Origin of the sequence: Streptomyces sp. NPDC020965 (assembly GCF_044333555.1) — a bacterium.
Classification (GTDB): Bacteria; Actinomycetota; Actinomycetes; order Streptomycetales; family Streptomycetaceae; genus Streptomyces.
The window spans coordinates 136894-158259 of the sequence record NZ_JBIRRE010000002.1 but is presented as its reverse complement, the minus strand read 5'-3'; the positions used below and the strand labels follow the sequence as shown (position 1 = coordinate 158259).

Below are 21366 nucleotides of genomic sequence, written 5' to 3'. Positions count from 1 at the left end.
AACTTTCCTGAGCTAGGTAAGTAGCTGATGGAAGCAAGTTTCCCTGATTAAAGAGATTGCGCACCACGGGCAACGTGGCCGTCCAGGCAAGTTGGGCCCCCGCGGATGGCCGCCTGAAGCGCCGCCGCGGCAGCCAGCCTGGGGGGGGAGCCGGCCGGGGGGAACTGGCCCGGGGGGCCGGGGGGAGCCGGCCGGGGGAAGGGCCGGAGAGTCCCCGGAGCCCCCCGGCCGGTGCACCGGCGCCTACGCGGACGAGGTCAGCGGCGGAGTTCCTCCGGGCACGCGGTGCCCCGCGGCAGACCGTACGGAGCCGCCAGGCGGTAGACGCCGGCCCGGGGCGCGACCAGTTCGGTCCACTCGTCCCCCTCCACGTCCTTCTCCACCTTGCTCAGACAGCCGAAGGGGTTGAGGAAGGACTTCTCCTGCTCGTCGCCGCGCTGCTTGGACGCTTCCGTCTCCTGCGGGCTCTGTACCTTCTTGCCGTTCACGTCGACGATGCTCAGCCAGGGCGAGTGGGGCACCCGGATGAGCACCCGGCCCGCCTTCTCGACCTGGATCTGCATCGTGTCCGGGCCCGTCTGCTGCACGGACGCCGCCGGCGCGGCCATCGGTGCCGGATCCTTCACGGCGAAGAGCTGCCAGTTGGCGTCGCCCCAGATCCGCTTCAGATACGGCTGCCCCGCCCGAACCAGCTCCGCCTCCTGCTTGGCGCCGCTGGAGTCCGGCGAACCCTCCGGCAGCACGACATAACGGACCGCCCAGCGGTCCAGCCACGCGCGGTAGTCCGCCGAGGTCAGCGTCCTGTCCTTGTCGTAGAAGATCGGATTCCGCTTCATATCGGCCTGGCGGTTCCAGCCGCGGGCCAGATTGAAGTCCGGCGAGAGCGCCGACGCCTCCCGGTGGCTGCTGGCGGGGACCACCTCGACCCGGCCGCGCTCGGCGTCGACCTGATTCAGCTTGTTGAGCAGCGGCGCCAGCTCGCGGTTCCACGAGGCGGTCGGCGCCGTCCGGACCATATCGTCCACGGCCTTGAAGCCGATCCAGCCGTTCAGCCCGACGAAGGCGATGAGGATCACGTACCACTTGCGGGAGGCCAGGACGGTGTACGGGAGGGCCGCCAGCAGCGCCACGCCCGCGAACAGCATCGGCAGCCGCGCCACATTCGAACCGATCTGGGAGTCGATCGCCCAGGTCAGCAGGGTGCCGACCGAGTACACCGCGGCGGCGACCCGGACCGTGCGCCACTCCTTCGGCACCAGGACGAGGACCGCGATCCCGAATACGAAGGGGAGCGAGGTGGTCCAGAACGACATCGGCTGGGTGCCGGAGAAGGGGAACAGCCAGGAGGAGAGCGCCACCACGGCGACCGGGGCGAGCCCCAGCGCGTACGCCCCGGGCCGACGCCGGTTCAGGAAGAGCGCGGCAGCGACGACACCGAGGAAGAGCCCGGCGACCGGGCTGGACGCGGTGGCGAGACCGGCGAGCGGGGCGGCGACGGCGGCCTTGGCCCAGCGCTTCCGCCGCCAGCGGTGCGGCCAGCAGAAGACGGCGGCCACCGCACCGACCGCGAACATCATCCCGAGACCGAAGGTCACCCGGCCGGAGAGCGCGTTGCAGAGGAAGGCGAAGACCCCGGCGAAGGCGCAGACCAGCGGATTGCGCACGGCTCGGAGCCGGACCAGGATCAGGGCGGTCAGCGCCGCCGAGACCGTGCCCGCGAGCATCATGGTCGAGCGCACACCGATCAGGGACATCAGATACGGCGAGACGACGCTGTACGAGACCGGATGCATCCCGCCGTACCAAGCGAGGTTGTACGCGGAGTCGGGGTGCCGGCCGACGAACTCGGCCCAGGCGTCCTGAGCCGCGAGATCGCCCCCGCTGTTGGCGAAGAAGAAGAACCAGAGCAGATGGACGAGCGCCGCAAGGACGGTCGTGACGAGGACGGGGCGGCGGCTGAGCCGGTCCCAGCCGTCGGCGAGGAGACCGGTCCCGTTCTTCGGGGAGCGGCCGGTGCCGTCGGCAGGGGATTCGGTGCCGTCCGCGCGGCGGCCGGATTCGAGGGCGGAGCCCGTGCCGGATTCAGGGGCGGGGCCCGTGCCGGGGTCGGAGCCGGGCGAGGGGCGTCGTATTCGCAGCCCCGTACGGGTGCTGTGGCCGTCCGTCCGGACCGGCTCAGCGGTAGTCACTGAGGCTCTCTCCCCGTCTCCCCGTTCGTGTGCGTCGTTGTCACCATGGTCAAGGACGCATTCCGGGCGCCTTTGAGTTGCCCGGACGCTAACACGGGGGCGTCCCGGGTTTCCGGGACGCCCCCCTCGCCGACGACCTGGCCGGTCGCCGTACCACTCTCTCCGTGCCGGCCACCGGATCAGCCCGATCAGCCGGGCCGGCGTGTACCAGCCACCGGATCAGCCCTTCCGATGCGGACCGGCCACCGAATCAGCCGACCCTGATCAGCCGACCCTGATCAGCCGATCCTGGTCAGCTTGTCGCCGACCGCGGGCTCCGTCAGATCCCGCTGGAGCGCGACCGGTGCGGTGAGCCGCCCGGGGCCGGTGCCCACCGAGATCCGGCCGACGACCTCACCCGCCGCGGCGGAGCCGGGCAGGGCCTCGCCACCGTCGTCGATCGTGACCTCGACCTGGTGACCGGGCCAGCCGAGCGCCTTCAGATTCTTGGTGGCCACCACCGGGGTCAGCACGCCGAAGCCATTATCGACATGACCGACGACCTGACCCTTCTTTATGACGGTGGCCGAGGTCACGCCGGACTGGGCCGCCTTGATCACCGCAATGCTCTGGGTGATCGCCAGCTCCAGCTTGTCATTGAGGACCTTGGCGTTCTTGACACCCATCGTGACACCGATGATGCGGTGGATCTTGCCGTCGACCTTGGTATTGGCCGACCAGAGCAGATTGCCGCCCGCGGGGGTCGAGGAACCGGTCTTGATGCCGTTGATACCGCCCTCTATCAGCGCCCGGTCGTTGTTGTTCCGGATACCGCCGTCGATACCGGGGATGTCGATCATCGGTGTATCGACGATCTCCCGGAAGATGTCGTTCTTCATGACGGCCTTGCCCAGCTTGATCTGGTCCTGCGGGGTGGAGACCGTCGTCGCCAGCAGACCACTCGGGTCCGTGTAGACGGAATCCTTCATACCGAGGTCCTTGGCGGCGTCATTCATCTTCTTGACGAACTCGGCCTCGGACCCGGCGTCCCAGCGGGCGAGCAGCCGCGCCGCGTTGTTACCGGACGGGATCATCAGCAGTTCGAGCATCTGCCGCTGAGTGAACTCCTGCCCCTTGGAGATCGGCGCGGTGGACTCCTCCTTCTTCTTGGACTCGTCCTCCGCCTGCTGATCGACGGTGATCCGCTCCCCCTTCTGCTTCCCGGAGATGGGGTGCTCCTTGAGGATCACGTACGCTGTCATCACCTTGGCGACGCTCGCGATGGGCGCGGCCTGCTGCGCACCGTACGTCGCCATGGAGCCGACGCCCTCGACCTCCACCGCGCCCTGGCCCTCGGTCGGGAGCGGCAGTGCGATCTTGCCCCCGGCGAAGGTGTACTCGGGGTCGGCGGAGAGGGTGAGCCGGGCCTCGGGGAGCGGGCGCAGAAGCTGTACGACCGCAAAGAGGATCACCAGCAGCAGGACCAGCGGCGTCCAGATCTTGACCCGGCGCACCGCGGTGCGGACCGGTGTGTCCGGCGTGTTCGTCAGTTGGGCGAGCAGGTCCAGCGGGGGCTGCGGCGGCATGGCCTGCTGCCGGGTCGCCTCGTCCGTGGGAGGCGGCGCGCTGACCACCACCTGGGGCGCGCTCTCGGCCGCCGGTCGACTGGTGCCGTCGGTCCGCAGCGGTACGAAGGTGCTGGGCCGGGGGGTGGGGGCGGCGGGCTTCGCGGTCGCGGGGTCGGCCGGGGTCGCCTCTTCCCGGGGGGCCGGGGGCAGCTTCAGCGAGGTGGTCGGGGTGTCGACGGCGGGCGCCGAGGTGGCGGCGGGCGCCTTCGCGGAGGGGGACGCCGACGACTGCGACTGCGACTGCGACTGTTTACGGAGTCCCGTGAGGACGGCGGTCGGCTGGTCCACGGGGGGCTTCGCGGGTGCATCGGCGTCGGGCTTGGCCCTGCCCTCGGTCCCGGCCCCGGCCCCGGTCTCGGAGTCGGTCCCGGTCCCGGCCTCGGCCTCGGCCTCGGAGTCGGTCCCAGCCCCGGTCTCGGTCTCGGCCTTGCCATCGGTCCCGCGCCTGGAGTCAACGTCGGCGTCGGTGTCCGAGTCGGTGCCCGCATCGGCGTCCGGCCCGTCCGCGGCGTCCGCGCTCTCCGTCACGGGCGCCTCAGCCGCCTCCGTCGCGTCGGGCTTGGCCTCCTGAGCGGTCTCCGCGCTCGGGGTGGCGCTCTTCACGGACACCGCACCCTCGGCGGTGTCCGCGACGGACTCCGCCTCCTCGGACACGGCACCCGCCGCACCCGCGCCCTCATGAGGGTCGTCAGTGCCGGCATCGGGGTCGGTGTCGGCCGCGTCCGCGTCCGCGGGGACATCGGCCTCCGCGTCCGCATCGGCACGCTCGTCGTCCGGGGCCGCCTTCACCTCCGGAAGCACGGCCGTCTCGCCCGGCTTCACCTCCGGAACCGCCGCGGTCTCGGCCGCCGCGTCGCCGGACGGCCGCTCGCGCGCACCCGAACCGTCCGCCCCGCCCGAACCATCCGACTCATCCGAACCGTCGGAATCGCCCGAACCATCGGAACCGTCAGCCGTCGACGTGTCCTCCGCGGAGGCCACCCAAGCCGCCACCGCCGAGCGCAACTTGACGTCGCTCTCCAGTGAACCCGTCTCCGTGCCCGGTTCGGGACGTGCCGCCGGGTCCGTGTCGTCGCCCTTCTCCCGCTCCCGGTCCGGAGGAAGCCTGAAGGTCGCCGTCGCCTGGTCCACGCCCGTCGCCGACGGCTGCCCGAGCATCGCGAGCCGCGGATCGTGTTCGCCGGGAGTCGTACCCCCCGACGGCTTCCGCTGCTCCGACTTGTCGGGGGACTCGCCCGCCACCGTGCCTCCTCCATGGGTCATGCGCCTGTGCCATACGTACGCAAGTACGGGGTGCCGTCACATCGACAGCCCGTGTTGTCCGAACCATCTATCAGTGTCCTGTGTGAGAACACGGCCCCTGCGCCTAGACGAGAACGACATACCTATCGGTTCCCTTACAAAGCACCCAGGCACCCTCGACAGACCAATGTGAGAGGGGTCACCCTGTCATTCATCCACGCGGGGAGGCATGGATGGGCAGGAGCCGCAGATCGCTTCCGGAGGAGCTTCTACTGCTCGCTCTGGACCCGGCCACGGGTACCACAGCGCAGCCGCAGTCGCTCGACCTCGGCCTGGCCGGAGCACAGCTAGTGGAGCTGGCTCTGGCAGGACGGATAGCCCCTGACGGGGATCGTATCGCCGTGGTGATGCCACGGCCGACAGGAGATCCAACACTGGACTCCGCACTGGAGTTGCTGCGCAGGCGTGGCAGCCCGGTTCGTGCAGTTCACTGGATTGGCGGGCCCCGGCTGGGGCTCCGTCAGATTTATCTCGCGCACCTGGAGCGGTGCGGCATGGTGCATGCCGTGGCGGGCCAGATGTGCGGTGTGCTGCCGACGACGCGCTATCAGGCGACGGAGACAGCGATCAGTCGGGACATCAGGTCCCGGCTGGACAGTGCGATCCGCACCGGTGTGCCACCGGACCCGCGGACCGCGGCGCTCGCCGCGCTGGCCCACGCGGTCGGACTCGGCAAGCATCTCTACCCCGGTAATGAGGGGCGTTCCTCACGATCCCGGCTGCGGGATCTGATCAGGCACGACCCCATGGGCGGACTCGTGGCGCACGCCGTGATGGACGTTCAGAACGGTGTGGCCGCACAACCCCGCCGCAATCCCTCAGCGGCGAGCGGCAACCGAACAGCGGCGGCCGTGGCGATGCAGCCGCGCCGCGGCACCATGGCCCGCGTGGCCGCGCACTGAGTCGGGGCGGCGGCTGTGACACCGGCACCACCAGCACGGACGCCGTACCGAGGTGCCCAGGACCCGGTGCGGGAGCCTTGACGGACGCGCGGGGCGGCAGCGACGCCGCCCCGCGCATCCGCGCGCCCCTTCCGCCCCCGCCCGTACCCCGACGGTGACTTCCAGGGAACGACGACACGGGCCGGCACGACGAGGGCAACGGCCATAGCAGCAAGAGGGCGTCCCGCGCCAGAAATCCGGCACGTCTGGCCATTTCGCAGCCCAGCGAGGTCAGGTGGTGGCAGTCTGCTGAGCAGTAGATACGCTCAGCTATGCAGTCGGAGGTGCAGTGTCCGTGGCGCCCAACGTCAACCCCACCGTCAGGCGACGCCGATTGGGGCAGGAGCTGCGCCGGCTCCGCGAGCTGAAAGGCATGACCGCCGAGGAAGTGGCGGAGCGCCTGTTGGTCTCCCAATCGAAGATCAGTCGCCTGGAGAACGGCCGCCGTTCCATCAGTCAGCGCGATGTCCGTGATCTCTGCGGGGTCTACGAGGTGGACGACCACCGGATCGTGGATTCGCTGATGCAGATGGCCAAGGACTCCCGCCAGCAGGGCTGGTGGCACGCCTTCGGCGACATCCCGTACAGCGTCTACATCGGTCTGGAGACCGACGCGGCGAGTCTTCGGGTGTACGAACCGCAGGTGGTGCCGGGTCTGTTGCAGACGCCGCAGTACGCGGAGGCGCTGATCGCGGGCGCGCTGCCGGAGAGCAGTCCGTCCGAGATCGACAAGCGCGTCAATGTGCGGATGCGCCGCCAGGCCCGGGTCACGGACCTCGACCGGCCGCTGCGGCTGTGGGCGGTGCTCGATGAGTCGGCGCTGCGCCGGGTCGTCGGCGGGACCACGCTGATGCGGGAGCAGTTGGAGTATCTGGTGGAACTGTCCCAGCTTCCGCATGTGACCGTGCAGGTGCTGCCCTTCGAGATGGGCGCGCACCCGGGAATCAACGGCCAGTACGCGATTCTGGAGTTTCCCGACGCGGCGGACTCCAGTGTCGTCTATATCGAGGGCGTCACCAGCGATCTGTATCTGGAGAAGTCCAATGACGTCCACAAGTACACCGTCATGTATGAGCATCTGCGCGCCCAGGCGCTGAATGCGGACCAGACCCGGATCTTCATCGAGAACATCGCCAAGTCCTACGCGCGCTGAGCCGCAAGCGATGCGGAGCTGGTGACAAGGGCGTTGTCGGCGCGGGGGCGGCAAAATACACCCCCGCTGCCGTGCGGCGGAAGAGTTCAGTGGCACATGCCATCCGACCGAGTGAATGCCTGCCTCAGAAGTCGGCTGCGGCGAGTAGCGTCGATCACACCAACGAAAGCGTTGGCGCACCACTTCTCATCGTGAGCCGCAGAGGAGAAACCATGGCGATCATTCAGGGAGCCACGGAGGCGTGGACCAAGTCCTCGTACTCCGGGGGAAACGGTGCTTGTGTGGAAGTGAAATCCCCCGTCGTGCGGGCGATTTCCGTACGGGACTCCAAAGTCCCCGCGGGACCGATGATCACCTTTGTCCCCGGCTCGTGGAACGCGTTCGTGGCCGAGGTCCGACGTACCGCCGTCTGACCTCTTACTGACAGAGCCCTCTCGACTGGTCCGCCGTCCCGGCCGAGGGGGCTCGGCCATGTCCACACGCCCCCCACCGCCCTGCGGAGGCCCCCCCGGACGGTGGGCACGCTCTCAGCGCAGTTGGTCGACGTACCGGTCGGTGCCGGGGACCGTGGGGATGAAGGGGGCCACCAGCTCGACCCGCCCGAGACCCGACGCGTCGACCGCCGCGCCGATCCCGGCGAACGCGGTGTCCCAGCGCTCCCTCGGGTCCTCCTCCAGGAACCACAGCAGCGTCAGCCGGGTGTCGATGCCTTCCACCTGCCGCACATAGCTCATCCGGTCACCCGGCAGCGGGGTGGGCCGGAAAACGGTCACCAGCGCCGTCGGTGAGCCCGCCAACAGCCCCGGCAGGCGCTCCGTACGGAGCCACTCCAGCAGTTCGTTCCGCCGCTCGGGGCCGTCCGCGTCGATGACCTCCAGGACCAGTCCGGCGTACGGGTGGTCGAGCGCGTGGATATCGCGCGGACCGGTCGCGCCGTCGCGGTAGACGGTCGCCAGGTGGTCCTGGAAGGCGGTGAACACATGCGTACGGTCGTGGTGGACGCGGCCGTCCTGGTTGAGCCGCCGATTGATGCCCACGGTCCACTTCATATGGTCCGCGTACCGGCCCTCGGTGATCCAGTAGGTGGAGAGGTAGCAGCCCGCCGTGACCGGCCGGGCCACGGCCGACCGGGCGGGCCGGCGCAGCAACTGGAGCTCCCGGGTGGCGACCCAGCGGCGCCCCGCCTGGATCCAGGGCATCGCCATCGCGCCCGCGTAGTAGTGGTCGTCCTCGTACCAGCGGTTGTACGCCCGCTCCCGGCCGGGATGCGGTTCGACCATGGTGATCAGGGCGTGGCCGGGGTGCACTCCGTACGGGCCGACCGCGGCCAGTTCCGCGTACACCTCGCTGCGGGTGTTCTCGGTCATCCCTCGCCTCCTCTTCCCTCCGTGACGGGACGGACCTACTCTGACGGTCCGTCAGATGAAGCGCCAGGGTCGGGAGGGACCGGGATGCCGGCAGGGACGTCAGGACGGACAGCGGCTGAGCAGCAGGCGGCGGACGCGCCGTGGGGGCTGCTGCGCGGGAGGACCGTCGTCGTGTCCGGAGTGGGCGCCGGGCTGGGGCACCGGGTCGCGGAGACGGTCGTACGGGACGGAGGGAACGCGGTCCTCGGGGCCCGCACGGCGGACAATCTCGCCGCATCGGCCCGGGCGATCGACCCCGCCGGCACCCGCACCGCCCACCGGCCGACCGACATCACGGACGAGGCCCAGTGCGAGGCGCTGGCCGCGCTCGCCGTGGAACGCTTCGGACGGATCGACGCGGTGGTGCACGTCGCCGCCTGGGACAGCTACTTCGGTGGGCTGGCGGACGCCGACTTCGACACCTGGAAGAGCGTCATCGATGTGAATCTGCTGGGCACCCTGCGGATGACCCGTGCCTGTCTGCCCGCCCTCAGGGAGCGCGGCGGCTCGGTCGTCATCATCGGTACGCAGTCATCGCTGGCGCCGCCTTCACAGATGCAGCAGACGGCGTACGCGGCCTCCAAAGGGGCGCTGACCTCAGCGATGTACTCGCTGGCGCGGGAGCTGGGGCCGGATCGGATCCGGGTGAACACGGTGCTGCCGGGCTGGATGTGGGGCCCACCGGTCCAGGCGTACGTCCGGTTCACCGCCGCATCCGAGAGCGTGCCGGAGGAGGAGGTGCTCGGGCGGCTCACCGAACGGATGGCACTGCCCGAGCTGGCCACCGATGGCGATGTCGCGGACGCCGTGGCCTTCCTCGCCTCCGACCGGGCTCGCGCGATCACCGGTCAGTCACTCCTGGTGAACGCGGGCGAGCTGATGCGGTGAGGCGCGGATGAGTCGATGGTGACGGGGTGGGGTGTGCGCCCCGGACCGTACGCGGCGAATGCGCGCCACATCGCCGCCCGGCCGGCGACACGGGTGATGGTCGGCCGCTCCGGCAGCCTCGGGAGGACGCCCGTGAGCCGCTTCGGCAGGACCAGGGTCCGCAGGTTCGGGAAGGTGTGCAGCCACTCCTCCCCGTCGGCCGTGAGGTAGCCGAAGCGCAGCCAGCGGTGGGTGAGCCGGTCCGCGGCGATGTGCTCGATCAGCTCCTCCGGGCGGTACATCCCGGCGGCGATCTGCACCCGGGCCCGGCCGCCCAAGGTCCGCAGCACCCGCAGCTCCTCGACGCTGTGTGCAGTGAAGTGGAGCGCGGGTACGGGCGAGGGCGGCGCGGCGCCCGGCTGGAGGTCAGCCGCGTGGGTAGCGGGCCAGCCAGCCGGGAGAGGCCGCAGTCGGGCCGTGCAGCGCCGGTCCCTGCGTCATCTCCATCGCGAAGTCGTCAGCCAGCTCCAGGACGGTGGGCCTGCCCTCCAGTTCCGCGAGCCACGCGGGCGGCAGCGCGGTCTCGCCGTGCAGTGCGCCGAGCAGCGCGCCCGTCACCGTGCCGGTGGTCTCCGAGGGTCCGTCGTGATTGACGGCGAGCCGCATCCCCTGCCGGATGTCCTCGCCGACGAGCGCGCAGTACACGGCGATGGCGAGGGCGTCCTCCGCGTGCCTCCCCTCGCCCAGCGACGCGACCCGCTCGGCGCTCGGAACACCCTGCCGTACGGCGCCGAGCGCCTGATGGAGCGCGTCCGTGACGGGCTGGTGCCCCTGGCGGGCCGCGAGCAGCGCCAGGGCCCGCCGCACCGAACCGTCGAGGGTCTCGCCACGGGCCAGCCCGTGCACGATCACGGCGAACGCACCCGCCGAGAGGTAGGCGGTGGGGTGGCCGTGCGTCTGCGCCGCGCACTCCAGGGCGAGCTGGCACACCAACTGGGGCTCCCAGCCGACCAGCAGCCCGAACGGCGCCGAGCGGGCGAGCGCGCCGGGATCCCGCGCCGTGGGGTTCTTGGGGGCGTCCAGGGTGCCCAGAATGTCGTCGCCGAGGCCCAGCAGGCTCGCCTTCGGCGGGTCGCGACGCGTGTAGAGCCACTCCTCGCAGGCGAGCCAGCCATTGTCCTTGCGACGTTCGTCGGGGCCCCAGTCACGCTGGGTCGCGGCCCAGCGCAGATAGGCCCGGTGCACATCGGTGGGCGGATGCCAGGCGCCGGTGTCGCGGCGGACCTGGGCGCGGATGAGCCCGTCGACGGTGAAGAGGGTGAGCTGGGTGGCGGCGGTGATGGCGCCCCTGCGGCCGTGGGCGACGGCGAGATCGGTGAGACCGTCGGGGCCGTGGGCCGCCCGTATCTCCTCCAGGGTGAGCGTGCCGACCCCCGCTCCGAGGGCGTCGCCGATGGCCGCTCCGAGCAGCGCGCCGCGTACCCGGGCCCGGAAGTCCTGCTGCTCGGCCCGCCCCCAGACGGCCGTGGCTGCTGCGCTCACCGCGCGCCCCCTCCCTGGACGTGGGCCGTGCCATGGCCGTCAACCATGGACATGGCTGTGGAACCTGTGCCGGGGCAGCACTGTAATCGAACGATGCGGGCCCCTCACCGGCCCCGCACCCCGGAGCGGACGCCTTTCGTCCGGCCTTCACCCGCCTCAGACGGTGGGCAAACCATGCCGGGCAGGGAGGAGCCGGGCGGGGGCGACAGAACCCGAAAGGGGTCCGGGGGCGGTCTCCGTCCGGGCGCGGGCCGGAGCGGCCGACTCCCGCAACGGCCCGAGCACGGCCCGAGTACGGCCCGGAGATGGCCCGCGCGACCGGCCCGGGACCAGTCCGGGACCGGCCCGGAGACGCCCCGGAGCGATCCGGAGTCGTCCCGGAGGGACCCCCGGCGATGCCCGGTCCGGCTCCCGGGACCGGTACCGCGCCGGCCCCCGGGACCGGTGCCACGCCGGCTCCCTGGCGCTTCCCGGGTCCTCGGCCGGGGGCACACCGAACAGTCACACTCCCCACACGGACCGCCCCCCGGAGAAGAGCGGTCACCGGGCCCGGCCCGCCCCTCGCCCCGGGTCGTCCGGGCGCGTCCGGACGCGCCCCGGCGCGTCGTCCAGGCGCACCCCGGCCCGCTCGCCTCGCGCAGAGGCAGAGCCGGCGCGTCCGGGCCCGGCGCCCGGGTGCGCCCCGGCCCTCGGGCCGGCCCGGTCACCTCCCGCAGAGGCAGAGCCCGCTCGCCCCCACGGGCGCGCCGGGGCCGGCCGGTTACTCCGCCCGGTCCGACACCAGGGGCAGCAGCTCGGGCAGATGCCCGTCCGATGTGGTGGCCGTCCGCATCCGCTCCTCCGGCACCTCCCCGTACAGCGTCGTCCGCGCCTTGGCCGGCCGGCCCGCCCGTTCGGCGATATCGATCAGATCCTTGATCGAGCGGTACGAGCCGTACCGTGAGCCGGCCATCCGGGAGATGGTCTCCTCCATCAGGGTGCCGCCGACGTCATTGGCCCCCGAGCGCAGCATCTCGGCCGCGCCGTCCGCGCCGAGCTTCACCCAACTGGTCTGGATGTTGGGGATGTGCGGGTGGAGCAAGAGTCGGGCCATCGCGGTGACCGCGCGGTTGTCCCGGATGGTGGGGCCCGGCCGGGCGATCCCCGCGAGATAGACGGGGGCGTTGGTGTGGATGAAGGGGAGGGTGACGAACTCCGTGAAACCGCCCGTCTCCTGCTGGATCTGGGCGAGTGTCCGCAGATGGCCGAGCCAGTGCCGGGGTTGGTCCACATGCCCGTACATCATCGTGGAGGACGAGCGGATGCCGAGCTGGTGGGCGGTGGTGATGACCTCGATCCAGGTGGCGGCGGGGAGCTTGCCCTTGGTGAGGATCCAGCGGACCTCGTCGTCCAGGATCTCGGCCGCCGTGCCCGGCATGGAGTCCAGGCCCGCCTCCTTGGCTGCGGTGAGCCACTCGCGGATCGACAGGCCGGTGCGGGAGGCGCCGTTGACGACCTCCATGGGGGAGAAGGCGTGCACATGCATCCCGGGGACCCGCTCCTTGACGGCGCGCGCGATGTCGAAATACGCCGTGCCGGGCAGATCGGGGTGGATGCCGCCCTGCATACAGACCTCGACCGCACCGAGGTCCCATGCCTGGGCGGCCCGGTCGGCGACCTGGTCCAGGGAGAGGGTGTACGCGTCGGCGTCCGTACGCCGCTGGGCGAAGGCGCAGAAGCGGCAGCCGGTGTAGCAGACATTGGTGAAGTTGATATTGCGCGTGACGATATAGGTGACCTCGTCGCCGACCACCGACTTCCGCAGCTCGTCGGCGATCCGGGTGAGCGCGTCGAGGGCGGGGCCGTCCGCGTGGAGGAGGGCGAGGGCTTCGTCGTCGGTGAGCCGGGTCGGATCGTCGGCGGCCTGCTTCAGCGCCTGCCGGACATCGGTGTCGATCCTGGAGGGTGCCATGCCGGGCACGGCGGCCTCCCGGAGGGCGTCCCAGTCGCCGTAGACCACGTCGAAGTCGTCACGGCGGTCGTGGGTGCGCCCCTCGGTGTCGATGGTGCGGTGCAGATCGGTGCGGCCGGTGGCGGAGAAGGTCTCGTCGGGCTCCTGCCACGGCAGCCCGGTGGGGATCGCCGCCGCGTTGGCCAGCCCGGTCTCGGGGTCGGCGAGCGCCCGCACATGCGGCAGGAGGCGGGGGTCGAGCCAGGGTTCGCCGCGCTGGATGAACTCCGGGTAGACGCAGAGCCGCTCCTCCAGCCGGAAGCCGGCGGCGGCCGACCGCTCGGCCAGCTCGTCGATCTGGGGCCAGGGGCGCTCGGGGTTCACATGGTCCGGGGTCAGCGGGGAGACCCCGCCCCAGTCGTCGATCCCGGCGGCGATGAGGCGGGCGTACTCGTCGTCCACGAGATTGGGCGGGGCCTGGAGACAGCCGGACGGGCCCATGATGTGCCGGGCGACGGCGATGGTGGCCACGAGCTCGTCCAGCTCGGCATCGGGCATCCCGCGCATCGCCGTGTCCGGCTTGGCGCGGAAATTCTGCATGATGAGCTCCTGGACGCCGTGGTAGGCGCGGGAGACGCGGCGCAGCGCGAAGAGTGAGTCGGCGCGCTCCTCATAGCTCTCGCCGATGCCGATGAGCAGCCCGCTGGTGAACGGCACCGAGCTGCGACCCGCGTCCTCCAGCACCCGCAGCCGCACGGCGGGTTCCTTGTCGGGGGAGCCGTGGTGCGGCCCGCCCGGCTCGCTCCACAACCGGGTCGCGGTGGTCTCCAACATCATGCCCATGGACGGCGCGACGGGCTTGAGCCGCTGGAAGTCGGTCCAGGTCAGCACCCCGGGGTTGAGGTGGGGCAGCAGCCCGGTCTCCTCCAGGACGCGGATCGCCATGGCGCGCACATACGCGATGGTGTCGTCATATCCCTCGGCCTCCAGCCACTCGCGGGCCTCGGGCCAGCGGTCCTCGGGCTTGTCGCCGAGGGTGATGAGGGCTTCCTTGCAGCCCATCTCGGCGCCGCGCCGGGCGATGGCGAGGACCTCGTCCGGGGACATGAACATGCCGTGGCCGGCGCGGCGGAGCTTGCCGGGAACGGTGGCGAAGGTGCAGTAGTGGCATTTGTCCCGGCACAGGCGCGTCAGCGGAATGAAGACGCTCTTCGAGTAGGTGATGACTCCGGGCCGTCCGGCCGCCGCAAGACCGGCATCACGCACCCGCGCCGCCGACGAACACAGATCGTCCAGATCGGTCCCGCGCGCCTGCAACAGCACGGCTGCCTCGGTGACATCGAGGGCGACCCCGTCCCTGGCTCGCTTGAGGGCGCGGCGCATGGCGTTCTCGGTGGGGGGTGCGGGCTTGTGATCCGTCATGAATCCGAGCATACGAGCTGCTGGAGAACGCCGAGCGGCCTGTGGACAACCGATCCCGCGGCCACCCGTCCGGTTGAGTACCCGTACTCATCCAGGGCCGTAGATCACCTTCTTAGGATGCGTCATGTGACCAGACGCGTGACCGAACGCACGACCGTCCACACGGCGGGCCGCACGACCGTCCACACAGCAGGCCGCACGACCGTCCGCGCCGCGGCCCGCGCGGCGCTCCTCAGGACCATCGGATTCGCCATCAGAGCAGCCGTCAGAGCAGCCAGCAGAGCAGCCGCCGGCACCGCGACCGCCGCGGTGGGACGCGCGTCACGGAACACCCGGGAACGAGCGGGTGGGCGGGAGCCCCGGCCGGTCCGGGCGCTGTCAACCGTGGCCGTGCTCACGACGGTCGGCGCCCTGCTGCTGACGGGGTGCGGGCGGCAGGACACGGCCGACGTGCCCGACCCGGCCGATCTGGAGTCCCGTACCACCGACTCGGTACGCGAGGACATCGAACGGGTCTCGGCCGATCTGGTGCGGCTCGTCAAACCGCGCGGCAAACGGACCCTCTCCATCGCGGAGATGGCGTGGTGCGACGGTTACGACCCCAGGTCGTGGATCTTCCGGTTCGATCACCCCTGGAGCGTGTACGGGGTGCCGTTCGAGGAGCTGACGCGGACGGTGGAACGGCTGCGCACGGAGCTGCCCGGGAAGGGCTGGAAGCTCGCCGGGGACGGCGGCACGGCCGGGGAACCGTCCCGGATCGCCGCGGAATCGGCGGACGGGAAGTTCACTCTCGACGTCGAGCTGGTGGACAACCGGAAGAATCCGCCGGACGTCTCGATGGTCATGTTCACCGTACGGACCGGCTGTTACCAGCACACCCTCCACTGAGGTCCCGTCGGTCCCGCTGAGGTCCCGCCTGTCCCCTGGGGATCCCGCCGCGTACGGGGCCGAGTTCGGCTCGAACTCCGTTGCTTTCGAAAAAAGGCGCGTGACACCATGCGACGCATGACCAATGACGGGGGCGGGGCGCCGGAGCCCGAGCCGGCCGGCCGGCTGACGGAGCCGGCGACCCGATCGGTGGAGCCGACACCGTCGCCGGACGAACCGGACCCACCACGCCACCCTGGTTCCTCGAAAGACCCGAACCACCACGCATCCGGCACACCTCAGGGCACTTCGAAGCTGCCGAACGACCGATTGGCCGCCGCCCGCGGCCGGTTCGCGGCACTGCTGGGCGAGTTCCGGCGCGCGGCGGTGCTCGTCCCGATCGATCCGCACGGCAGCCTGTGGACGTCCGATCACGGCGGAGTCCGCTGGATCTGCGCGTTCTCGGACGAGAGGGCGCTCGCCCGATTCGCGTACGCACAGGGTGATGCCGACCGCGAGTGGACGTACCAGACCATTCTCGGCGCCCGGCTGCTGGACGTCATGGTCCCCGCGCTCGGCATCCCGACCGGGGTCGCGCTGGACGCGGGCAGTGCTGACGGCATCCTCTTCCCGCCGATCGCGGGGATCGTGCCGGATTCGGCGGCGGTGGATCTCCGGGACGGTTCCGGGACTCCGGAGTAACAGGGGCAGCCGGGGTGCACCCGTCGGGGAGCGGGCGCGAGCCGAACCACCGCCGCACTCCTCCCCTACTCCCCCACCGCCCACCGCCGCACTCCTCCCCCACTCCCCCAGCGCCCCGGCCCACACCGGCCCACCCCAACCGCCCGCTAAGCGCTGCTCTCCGCCGCGTCAGCGGGCCGTGCGGCCTCCCGCCCCCTCGCCCCCGCCCCCGGTGCCTGTGCCGGTGCCTGTGTCGGAGGCGGCGGCGGAGGCGGCGGCTCCCATCTCGTCCGTATCGGTGAGAACAGCGCGGGCAGACACGCCAGTGCCAGGATCCCCGCCCCCGCCCAGAGCGCCGTCCGCACCCCCGAGAGTTCGCCGATCAACCCCGCGAGCGCCGAGCCCACCGCCGTCGCACCCGTCAGCATGAAACGGAAGGTCGCGTTCATACGGCCGAGCAGCGGATCGGGCGTCTGGCGCTGGCGCAGGGTCACCGAGAGGACGTTGTCCACGCCGATACGGAAGGTGATCAGCAGCCAGCCGGCCCCCGCGAGGCAGAGCCAGCCGCCCCGGTCCAGCGGGGGGATCAGCAGCGCGGCGGGGGCCGCGCACAGCCCGGTCGCCACGATCGCGGGCCCGTAGCCCAGCCGGGCGGCGAAGGCGCGGGCGCAGCGGGCGCCCAGGAAGATGCCGATGCCGCCGACCGCCCAGTACAGCCCCAGCACTCCGGCCGAAAGCCCGAGTTCGCGGACGAAGAGCACCGGGAGGAGGGTGTTGATGAGCTGGGTGCCGAGGTTGGTCAGCGCGCCCGCCAGGGCCAGTGCCCGCAGTTCCGGGTTGCCGAGTACGTGCCGTACGCCCTCGCCGATCTGGGCTCCCAGGCCCACCGTGCGCTCTGGGGGCGCGGGTGTGGTGCGGCGCAGGGACATCAGGCGCAGTGCCGACGCCAGATGGAGGATGCCGAGCGAGACGGCCGCGACGGGCGCCGTCAGCAGTTGGACCATGCCGCCTCCGGCGCCCCGGCCCGCGATCTGGCCGGCCGCCTGGAGGCTCACCACGGACGCGTTGGCCCGTACGAGGGCCTCCCGGCCGACCATCCCCGGCAGCACGCTCTGCGAGGCGACGTCGAAGAACAGCGTGGCGCAGCCGTTCAGCAGGACCACGGCGTAGAGCTGGCCCATCGTCAGCGCGTCCAGCCACCAGGCGAGCGGGACGGAGGCGAGGAGTCCCGCCCGGGTCAGCTCGGCGGTGATCAGGACGCGGCGGTGGCGCATCCGGTCCACCCAGGCCCCGGCCGGCAGGCCGATCACCAGGAACGCCAGGGTCATCAGGGTGACCAGCACCCCCACCTCTCCGGGGGAGGCGTCGAGCGCCAGTACGGCGAGCAGCGGAATGGTCACCTGGCCGACGTTGACGGCCAGGTTGCTGAGTACGGTCGCGGTGAACAACGTGCGGAAATCGCGTACTCGCCAGGGACTCTCTGTGGACATGATCCGTACCGTGCCGAGCGTCCCCGCCCCCGGACCCATGATTCTCCAGGGGCTGAATCCGGCCGCTGTCCGGTGAGCACGCGCGGGGCCGGGCGGGGGACGCGTCGGCCGGTACGGCCCTCGGGCTCAGAGGTGTTCGGCGTACGCGTCCAGGGCGCGCAGTACTTCAGCCGTTCCGGCCGACGGCAGTTGCAGGACGACCTCCTCGATCCCCAGCTCCGCGTAGTGCGCCAGCTTCCCGGGTGTCGGCCGGACGGCGTACGGGACCACGCGCAGCGCCCCGGGGTCGCGGCCCGCCGCCTCCCAGGCCGTACGGAGCACCGGGAGCGACTCGGTCAGCCCGGCGCCGCCGATCGGCAGCCAGCCGTCCGCGTACTCGGCGATATGTGCGAAGAGTTTGGGTCCGGCCGATCCGCCGATCAGGACGCGGGGTGCGCCACCGGCCGGCTTGGGGTGGGCGTGGGAGGCCCGCACCGACCCGTACGGACCCTCGTACGCGGTCGGTTCGGCCGCCCACAGGGCCCGCATCAGGCCCATCCGGTCCCGGGTCAGCTCCCGCCGGGTCGCCCACTCGACGCCGTGGTCGGCGGCCTCCTCGCGGTTCCAGCCGTAGCCGACGCCGAAGGTGAACCGGCCGCCGGAGAGGTGGTCCAGGGTGGCGATCCGTTTGGCCAGGTCGATCGGGTCGTGCTGGGCGAGCAGGGTGACGCCGGTGCCGATGGTCAGCCGTTCGGTCACCGCCGCCGCCTGGGCCAGGGCGACGAAGGCGTCCAGCGTGCGGCCGTACTCGACGGGCAGTTCACCACCCATGGGGGACGGGGTGAGCCGTTCGACCGGGATGTGGGTGTGCTCGGGCAGGTAGAGGCCCGCGAAGCCGCGTTCCTCCAACTCCCGTGCCATCCGTACCGGGGTGATCGTCTGGTCCGTCAGGAAGATCGTGGTGGCGACGCGCATACGGGGAACCTCCTCGTCGGGGGAACCCCGTCAACCTACGTCCCACCCGCCCCCGTACGCGACAGGACGTCACCGGAAGGTCACCCGCCCACGAGGGCCCACCACCGTGCATCTGGCCAACGCCCGCCCTTGCGCCCCGGTTCACCGGTCGGTACCAGGGTCTGAACGCACCGCTCCACCGAGAGGAGCCCGTCCCATGGATCGAGCCCGTCCCATGGATCGAGTCGGCCGTACGGATCGAGCACCCGCCCCCGCACCCACCGAGCGCACCGAGCCCGCCGCGCCCGCTGGACGGACAGCGCCCGCCGGGCGTACGGAACCAGCCGGACGCGGCGTGCCACGGCCGGGAAGACGAGGAGTGCTCGTGACCGGAGCGGCCGCCGCGTTTACCGTGGGTGGTGTGAGCTTCGCCAGCGCCACACCGTCGTACGAGGGCGAGGAGACCAGGGTCGTCCGTGACACCCTGCCGCCCGGCTCGCCCGACTACGTCTATCTCCCGGTCGAGGTCCCGCGCGGGGTCCGGGAGTTTCATGCCTCCTACACCTATGTGCGGCCGGTCCTCCCCAGCGGCACCCTCGGCAACGCCCTCGACATCGGCGTCTTCGACGAACGCGGCACCGACCTCGGCGGGAAGGGCTTCCGGGGCTGGTCCGGCGGCGCCCGCGCCGAGTTCTTCATCCGGGCCGACGACGCAACCCCCGGCTACCACCCGGGGCCCATCCGCGCGGGGACCTGGCATATCGCCCTCGGCCCGTACACCATCGCGCCGCAGGGGCTGCCGTACGAGGTGACCATCACCCTGCGGTACGGGCCCACCCCGCCGACCCCCGAACCGGTGTACCCGCCCGAGCGGGCCAAGGGGCGGGGGCGCGCCTGGTACCGGGGCGACTGCCATCTGCACTCCTGGTTCTCGGACGGCCGGCGCACCCCCGCCGAGATCGCCGCGCTCGCGCGCGCTGCCGGGCTGGACTTCATCCACACCTCCGAGCACAACACCCATGCCGGGCACGCCCACTGGGCGCCGCTCGCGGGCGACGACCTGCTGATCCTGACCGGCGAGGAGGTCACCACCCGCAACGGACACGTCCTCGCGCTCGGGACCGATCCGGGGACCTTCATCGACTGGCGCTACCGGGCCCGGGAGAACCGCTTCGGCCGTTTCGCCCGGGAGATCCGGCGCGCCAACGGCCTCGTCGTGCCCGCGCATCCGCACGCCACCTGCATCGGCTGCACCTGGAAGTTCGGCCTCGGCGACGCGGACGCGGTGGAGGTCTGGAACGGTCCGTACACCCCCGACGACGAGGTCTCCCTCCAGGCGTGGGACTCGGCCATCGCCCGGGGCCGGTGGACCCCCGCGATGGGCAACAGCGACGCGCACCGCCACCCCGACCCCGTCGGCACTCCGCAGACCGTCGTCCTCGCCGATGACCTGACGCGGGAGGCGATCCTGGAGGGCATCCGGAAGGGCCGCAGCTATGTCGCCGAGTCGAAGGCCGTCTCGCTCTCCTTCTCGGTGAAGGGCGGGCGCGGGGAGTACGCGGGCATCGGGGAGCGCCTCCGGGTGGACGACGACACTCCGGTGGTGGTCCGGCTGGAGGTGTGGGGCGCGCCGAACTGCTCGGTCCGGCTCGTCACCGACCAGGGGGTGCTGCACACGGCTCCGCTGCCGCCGTCCGGGACGGGGGCGGTGGAGTGGCGTACGACTCCGAGCTATGCGACGTACGTACGGGGTGAGGTGCGGCGCGCGGTGGTGACGCCGGGTGTGCCGGGGCCGCTGGCCGCCTTCACCAATCCGGTGTTCCTGGGGCGGCGGGACTGAACACCCGTCGCCGGGCCCGCGGCCGGGGGTGCGGATGGCCCGGTCGGGGCCCCCGGGCCCCCGGGGGCCTCCAGCCAGGGGGTGCGGATGGCCGGTCAGTGGCCGCGGAATGGCCGCTGCCGGCCGGTCGATGGCCACGTGGTGGCTGGTCGGGGGCTGGGGGGCCGGGGGGCGGTCGGAGCCCCCGGGGACATTGACCGCGCCACCCCGGGGCCCGGGGCGGCGCGGCGCACCGGCTACGACCCCGGTGGCGGCAGCAGTTCGTGGGTCAGCGCGTCCAGCTCCGCGAGCCGGCCGGCCGGGCTGAGATGGGCGGCCGTCGCCACCAGGATCAGCTCCGTGACCGCGATCTCATGGGTCAGTGGCGCGATCGGCCCGGCCGCCTCGCGCGGGAGCCGGATCAGCACTTCGGCCCCCTCCGCCAGGGGTGATTCCCAGGCGTCGGTGATCAGGATCAGCCGGGCCCCCCGTGCCCGCGCGGCCCGCGCGAAACGCGCCGTATCGGCCGAGTAGCGGCGGAAGTCGTAGGCGACGACCACGTCGGACGCACCGAGGTCGAGCAGGGTACGGGCGCGTGCGGGCGCCGTCTCGGGGACCCGGTGGGCGCCGGCCCGCAGGCCGGAGAGCTGGCGGATCAGATACTCGGCGGCGAGTTCGCTCAGCGGGCCGCCGAGCGCCCGGACCGTGCGGGCCTCGGCGAGCCGGGCGGCGGTGGCGGCGAGCAGCGGATCGGTCGCGGTGGCGAGGGTGCCCTCCAGGCCGGCGCGCAGGTCCTCCGCCGCCCGGTGGGTGTCGGGCCGCAGGGTGACGAACTCGTGGAGCCGGGAGCGATCCTGTTCGCGTCCGGTGGTCCGTACCGCCTCCTGGAATTCGGTGAAGCCGGTGAAGCCGAGCCGGCCGACGAGCCGGGAGGCGGTCGGCGGGCTGACTCCGGCGCGGTCGGCGAGGGCGCGCAGCGATCCGAGCGCCGCGTACGGGTAATCGTCGAGCAGCACCCGGACCACGGCGCGTTCGCCGGGTGGCAGCTCGGCGTAGAGCCGGCCGAGGCGCGCCTCGACATGGTCGGCGGCGGAGGCATCAGCGGAAGCATCGGCGGGGGCGTCAACAGAGGCATCGGTCGAGGCATGGTCGGTCGAGGCATGGTCGGCACGGTCGGACGTCATGTTGACGAATGTTACGCCAGATCGCCATTGACT

The 21366-nt window shown here is 71.7% G+C and carries 16 protein-coding genes; 7 read left to right on the top strand and 9 right to left on the bottom strand.

The window, feature by feature from the left end; all coding sequences use genetic code 11:
- Nucleotides 1-257 precede the first annotated feature (257 nt).
- Together ACH4S7_RS07550 and ACH4S7_RS07545 are read right to left on the bottom strand one after the other, a co-directional pair.
- A complete protein-coding gene (locus ACH4S7_RS07550) occupies nucleotides 258-2189 on the bottom strand; it encodes an MFS transporter (protein WP_398520188.1) in 1932 nt (643 codons plus the stop codon).
- A gap of 278 nt (nucleotides 2190-2467) precedes the next feature.
- Nucleotides 2468-5059: a serine hydrolase gene (locus ACH4S7_RS07545; RefSeq protein ID WP_398520187.1), complete on the bottom strand. Its 2592-nt coding sequence runs from the start codon at nucleotides 5057-5059 to the stop codon at nucleotides 2468-2470.
- A gap of 212 nt (nucleotides 5060-5271) precedes the next feature.
- On the opposite strand from ACH4S7_RS07545, the gene ACH4S7_RS07540 reads away from it, so the two are divergent.
- The 3 genes from ACH4S7_RS07540 (at nucleotide 5272) to ACH4S7_RS07530 (ending at nucleotide 7605) form a co-directional block, all read left to right on the top strand.
- Entirely contained in the window at nucleotides 5272-6000 is a 729-nt protein-coding gene (locus ACH4S7_RS07540) for a GPP34 family phosphoprotein (RefSeq protein ID WP_398520186.1), read from the top strand.
- Nucleotides 6001-6334: 334 nt separating this feature from the next.
- Complete coding sequence (locus ACH4S7_RS07535; protein WP_398520185.1) at nucleotides 6335-7192, top strand: helix-turn-helix domain-containing protein; 858 nt, start codon at nucleotides 6335-6337, stop codon at nucleotides 7190-7192.
- 212 nt (nucleotides 7193-7404) lie between these two features.
- On the top strand, nucleotides 7405-7605 hold the full coding sequence (locus ACH4S7_RS07530) for a DUF397 domain-containing protein (RefSeq protein ID WP_398520184.1): 201 nt from the start codon (nucleotides 7405-7407) through the stop codon (nucleotides 7603-7605).
- A 114-nt stretch (nucleotides 7606-7719) separates the two neighbouring features.
- Here ACH4S7_RS07530 and ACH4S7_RS07525 read toward each other — a convergent pair whose 3' ends face one another.
- Nucleotides 7720-8559, bottom strand: a complete 840-nt coding sequence (locus tag ACH4S7_RS07525) for a hypothetical protein (RefSeq protein ID WP_398520183.1) — start codon at nucleotides 8557-8559, stop codon at nucleotides 7720-7722.
- Between the two features lie 84 nt (nucleotides 8560-8643).
- Between ACH4S7_RS07525 and ACH4S7_RS07520 the strand changes: the two genes are divergently transcribed.
- On the top strand, nucleotides 8644-9486 hold the full coding sequence (locus ACH4S7_RS07520) for an SDR family oxidoreductase (protein ID WP_398520182.1): 843 nt from the start codon (nucleotides 8644-8646) through the stop codon (nucleotides 9484-9486).
- Here the strand turns inward: ACH4S7_RS07520 and ACH4S7_RS07515 are convergent.
- The 3 genes from ACH4S7_RS07515 to ACH4S7_RS07505 all read right to left on the bottom strand — a co-directional run bounded on the left by ACH4S7_RS07515 (nucleotide 9447) and on the right by ACH4S7_RS07505 (nucleotide 14359).
- Nucleotides 9447-9815: a hypothetical protein gene (locus ACH4S7_RS07515; RefSeq protein ID WP_398520181.1), complete on the bottom strand. Its 369-nt coding sequence runs from the start codon at nucleotides 9813-9815 to the stop codon at nucleotides 9447-9449. The genes ACH4S7_RS07520 and ACH4S7_RS07515 overlap by 40 nt on opposite strands.
- A gap of 76 nt (nucleotides 9816-9891) precedes the next feature.
- A complete protein-coding gene (locus ACH4S7_RS07510) occupies nucleotides 9892-11007 on the bottom strand; it encodes an ADP-ribosylglycohydrolase family protein (RefSeq protein ID WP_398520180.1) in 1116 nt (371 codons plus the stop codon).
- A gap of 760 nt (nucleotides 11008-11767) precedes the next feature.
- A complete protein-coding gene (locus tag ACH4S7_RS07505; RefSeq protein ID WP_398520179.1) occupies nucleotides 11768-14359 on the bottom strand; it encodes a bifunctional FO biosynthesis protein CofGH in 2592 nt (863 codons plus the stop codon).
- Nucleotides 14360-14485: 126 nt separating this feature from the next.
- Between ACH4S7_RS07505 and ACH4S7_RS07500 the strand changes: the two genes are divergently transcribed.
- A complete protein-coding gene (locus ACH4S7_RS07500; RefSeq protein WP_398520178.1) occupies nucleotides 14486-15247 on the top strand; it encodes a hypothetical protein in 762 nt (253 codons plus the stop codon).
- 117 nt (nucleotides 15248-15364) lie between these two features.
- Complete coding sequence (locus ACH4S7_RS07495) at nucleotides 15365-15928, top strand: SseB family protein (protein WP_398520177.1); 564 nt, start codon at nucleotides 15365-15367, stop codon at nucleotides 15926-15928.
- Between the two features lie 146 nt (nucleotides 15929-16074).
- Here the strand turns inward: ACH4S7_RS07495 and ACH4S7_RS07490 are convergent, their stop codons facing one another.
- Together ACH4S7_RS07490 and ACH4S7_RS07485 are read right to left on the bottom strand one after the other, a co-directional pair.
- Nucleotides 16075-17397, bottom strand: coding sequence for an MFS transporter (locus ACH4S7_RS07490; protein WP_398520176.1), 1323 nt, complete (start codon nucleotides 17395-17397; stop codon nucleotides 16075-16077).
- A 126-nt stretch (nucleotides 17398-17523) separates the two neighbouring features.
- Nucleotides 17524-18351, bottom strand: a complete 828-nt coding sequence (locus tag ACH4S7_RS07485; protein WP_398520175.1) for a TIGR03619 family F420-dependent LLM class oxidoreductase — start codon at nucleotides 18349-18351, stop codon at nucleotides 17524-17526.
- A 214-nt stretch (nucleotides 18352-18565) separates the two neighbouring features.
- On the opposite strand from ACH4S7_RS07485, the gene ACH4S7_RS07480 reads away from it, so the two are divergent.
- Complete coding sequence (locus tag ACH4S7_RS07480; protein ID WP_398520694.1) at nucleotides 18566-20170, top strand: CehA/McbA family metallohydrolase; 1605 nt, start codon at nucleotides 18566-18568, stop codon at nucleotides 20168-20170.
- Nucleotides 20171-20406: 236 nt separating this feature from the next.
- Here ACH4S7_RS07480 and ACH4S7_RS07475 read toward each other — a convergent pair whose 3' ends face one another.
- Nucleotides 20407-21333, bottom strand: coding sequence for a MurR/RpiR family transcriptional regulator (locus ACH4S7_RS07475; RefSeq protein ID WP_398520174.1), 927 nt, complete (start codon nucleotides 21331-21333; stop codon nucleotides 20407-20409).
- Between the last annotated feature and the right edge of the window lie 33 nt (nucleotides 21334-21366).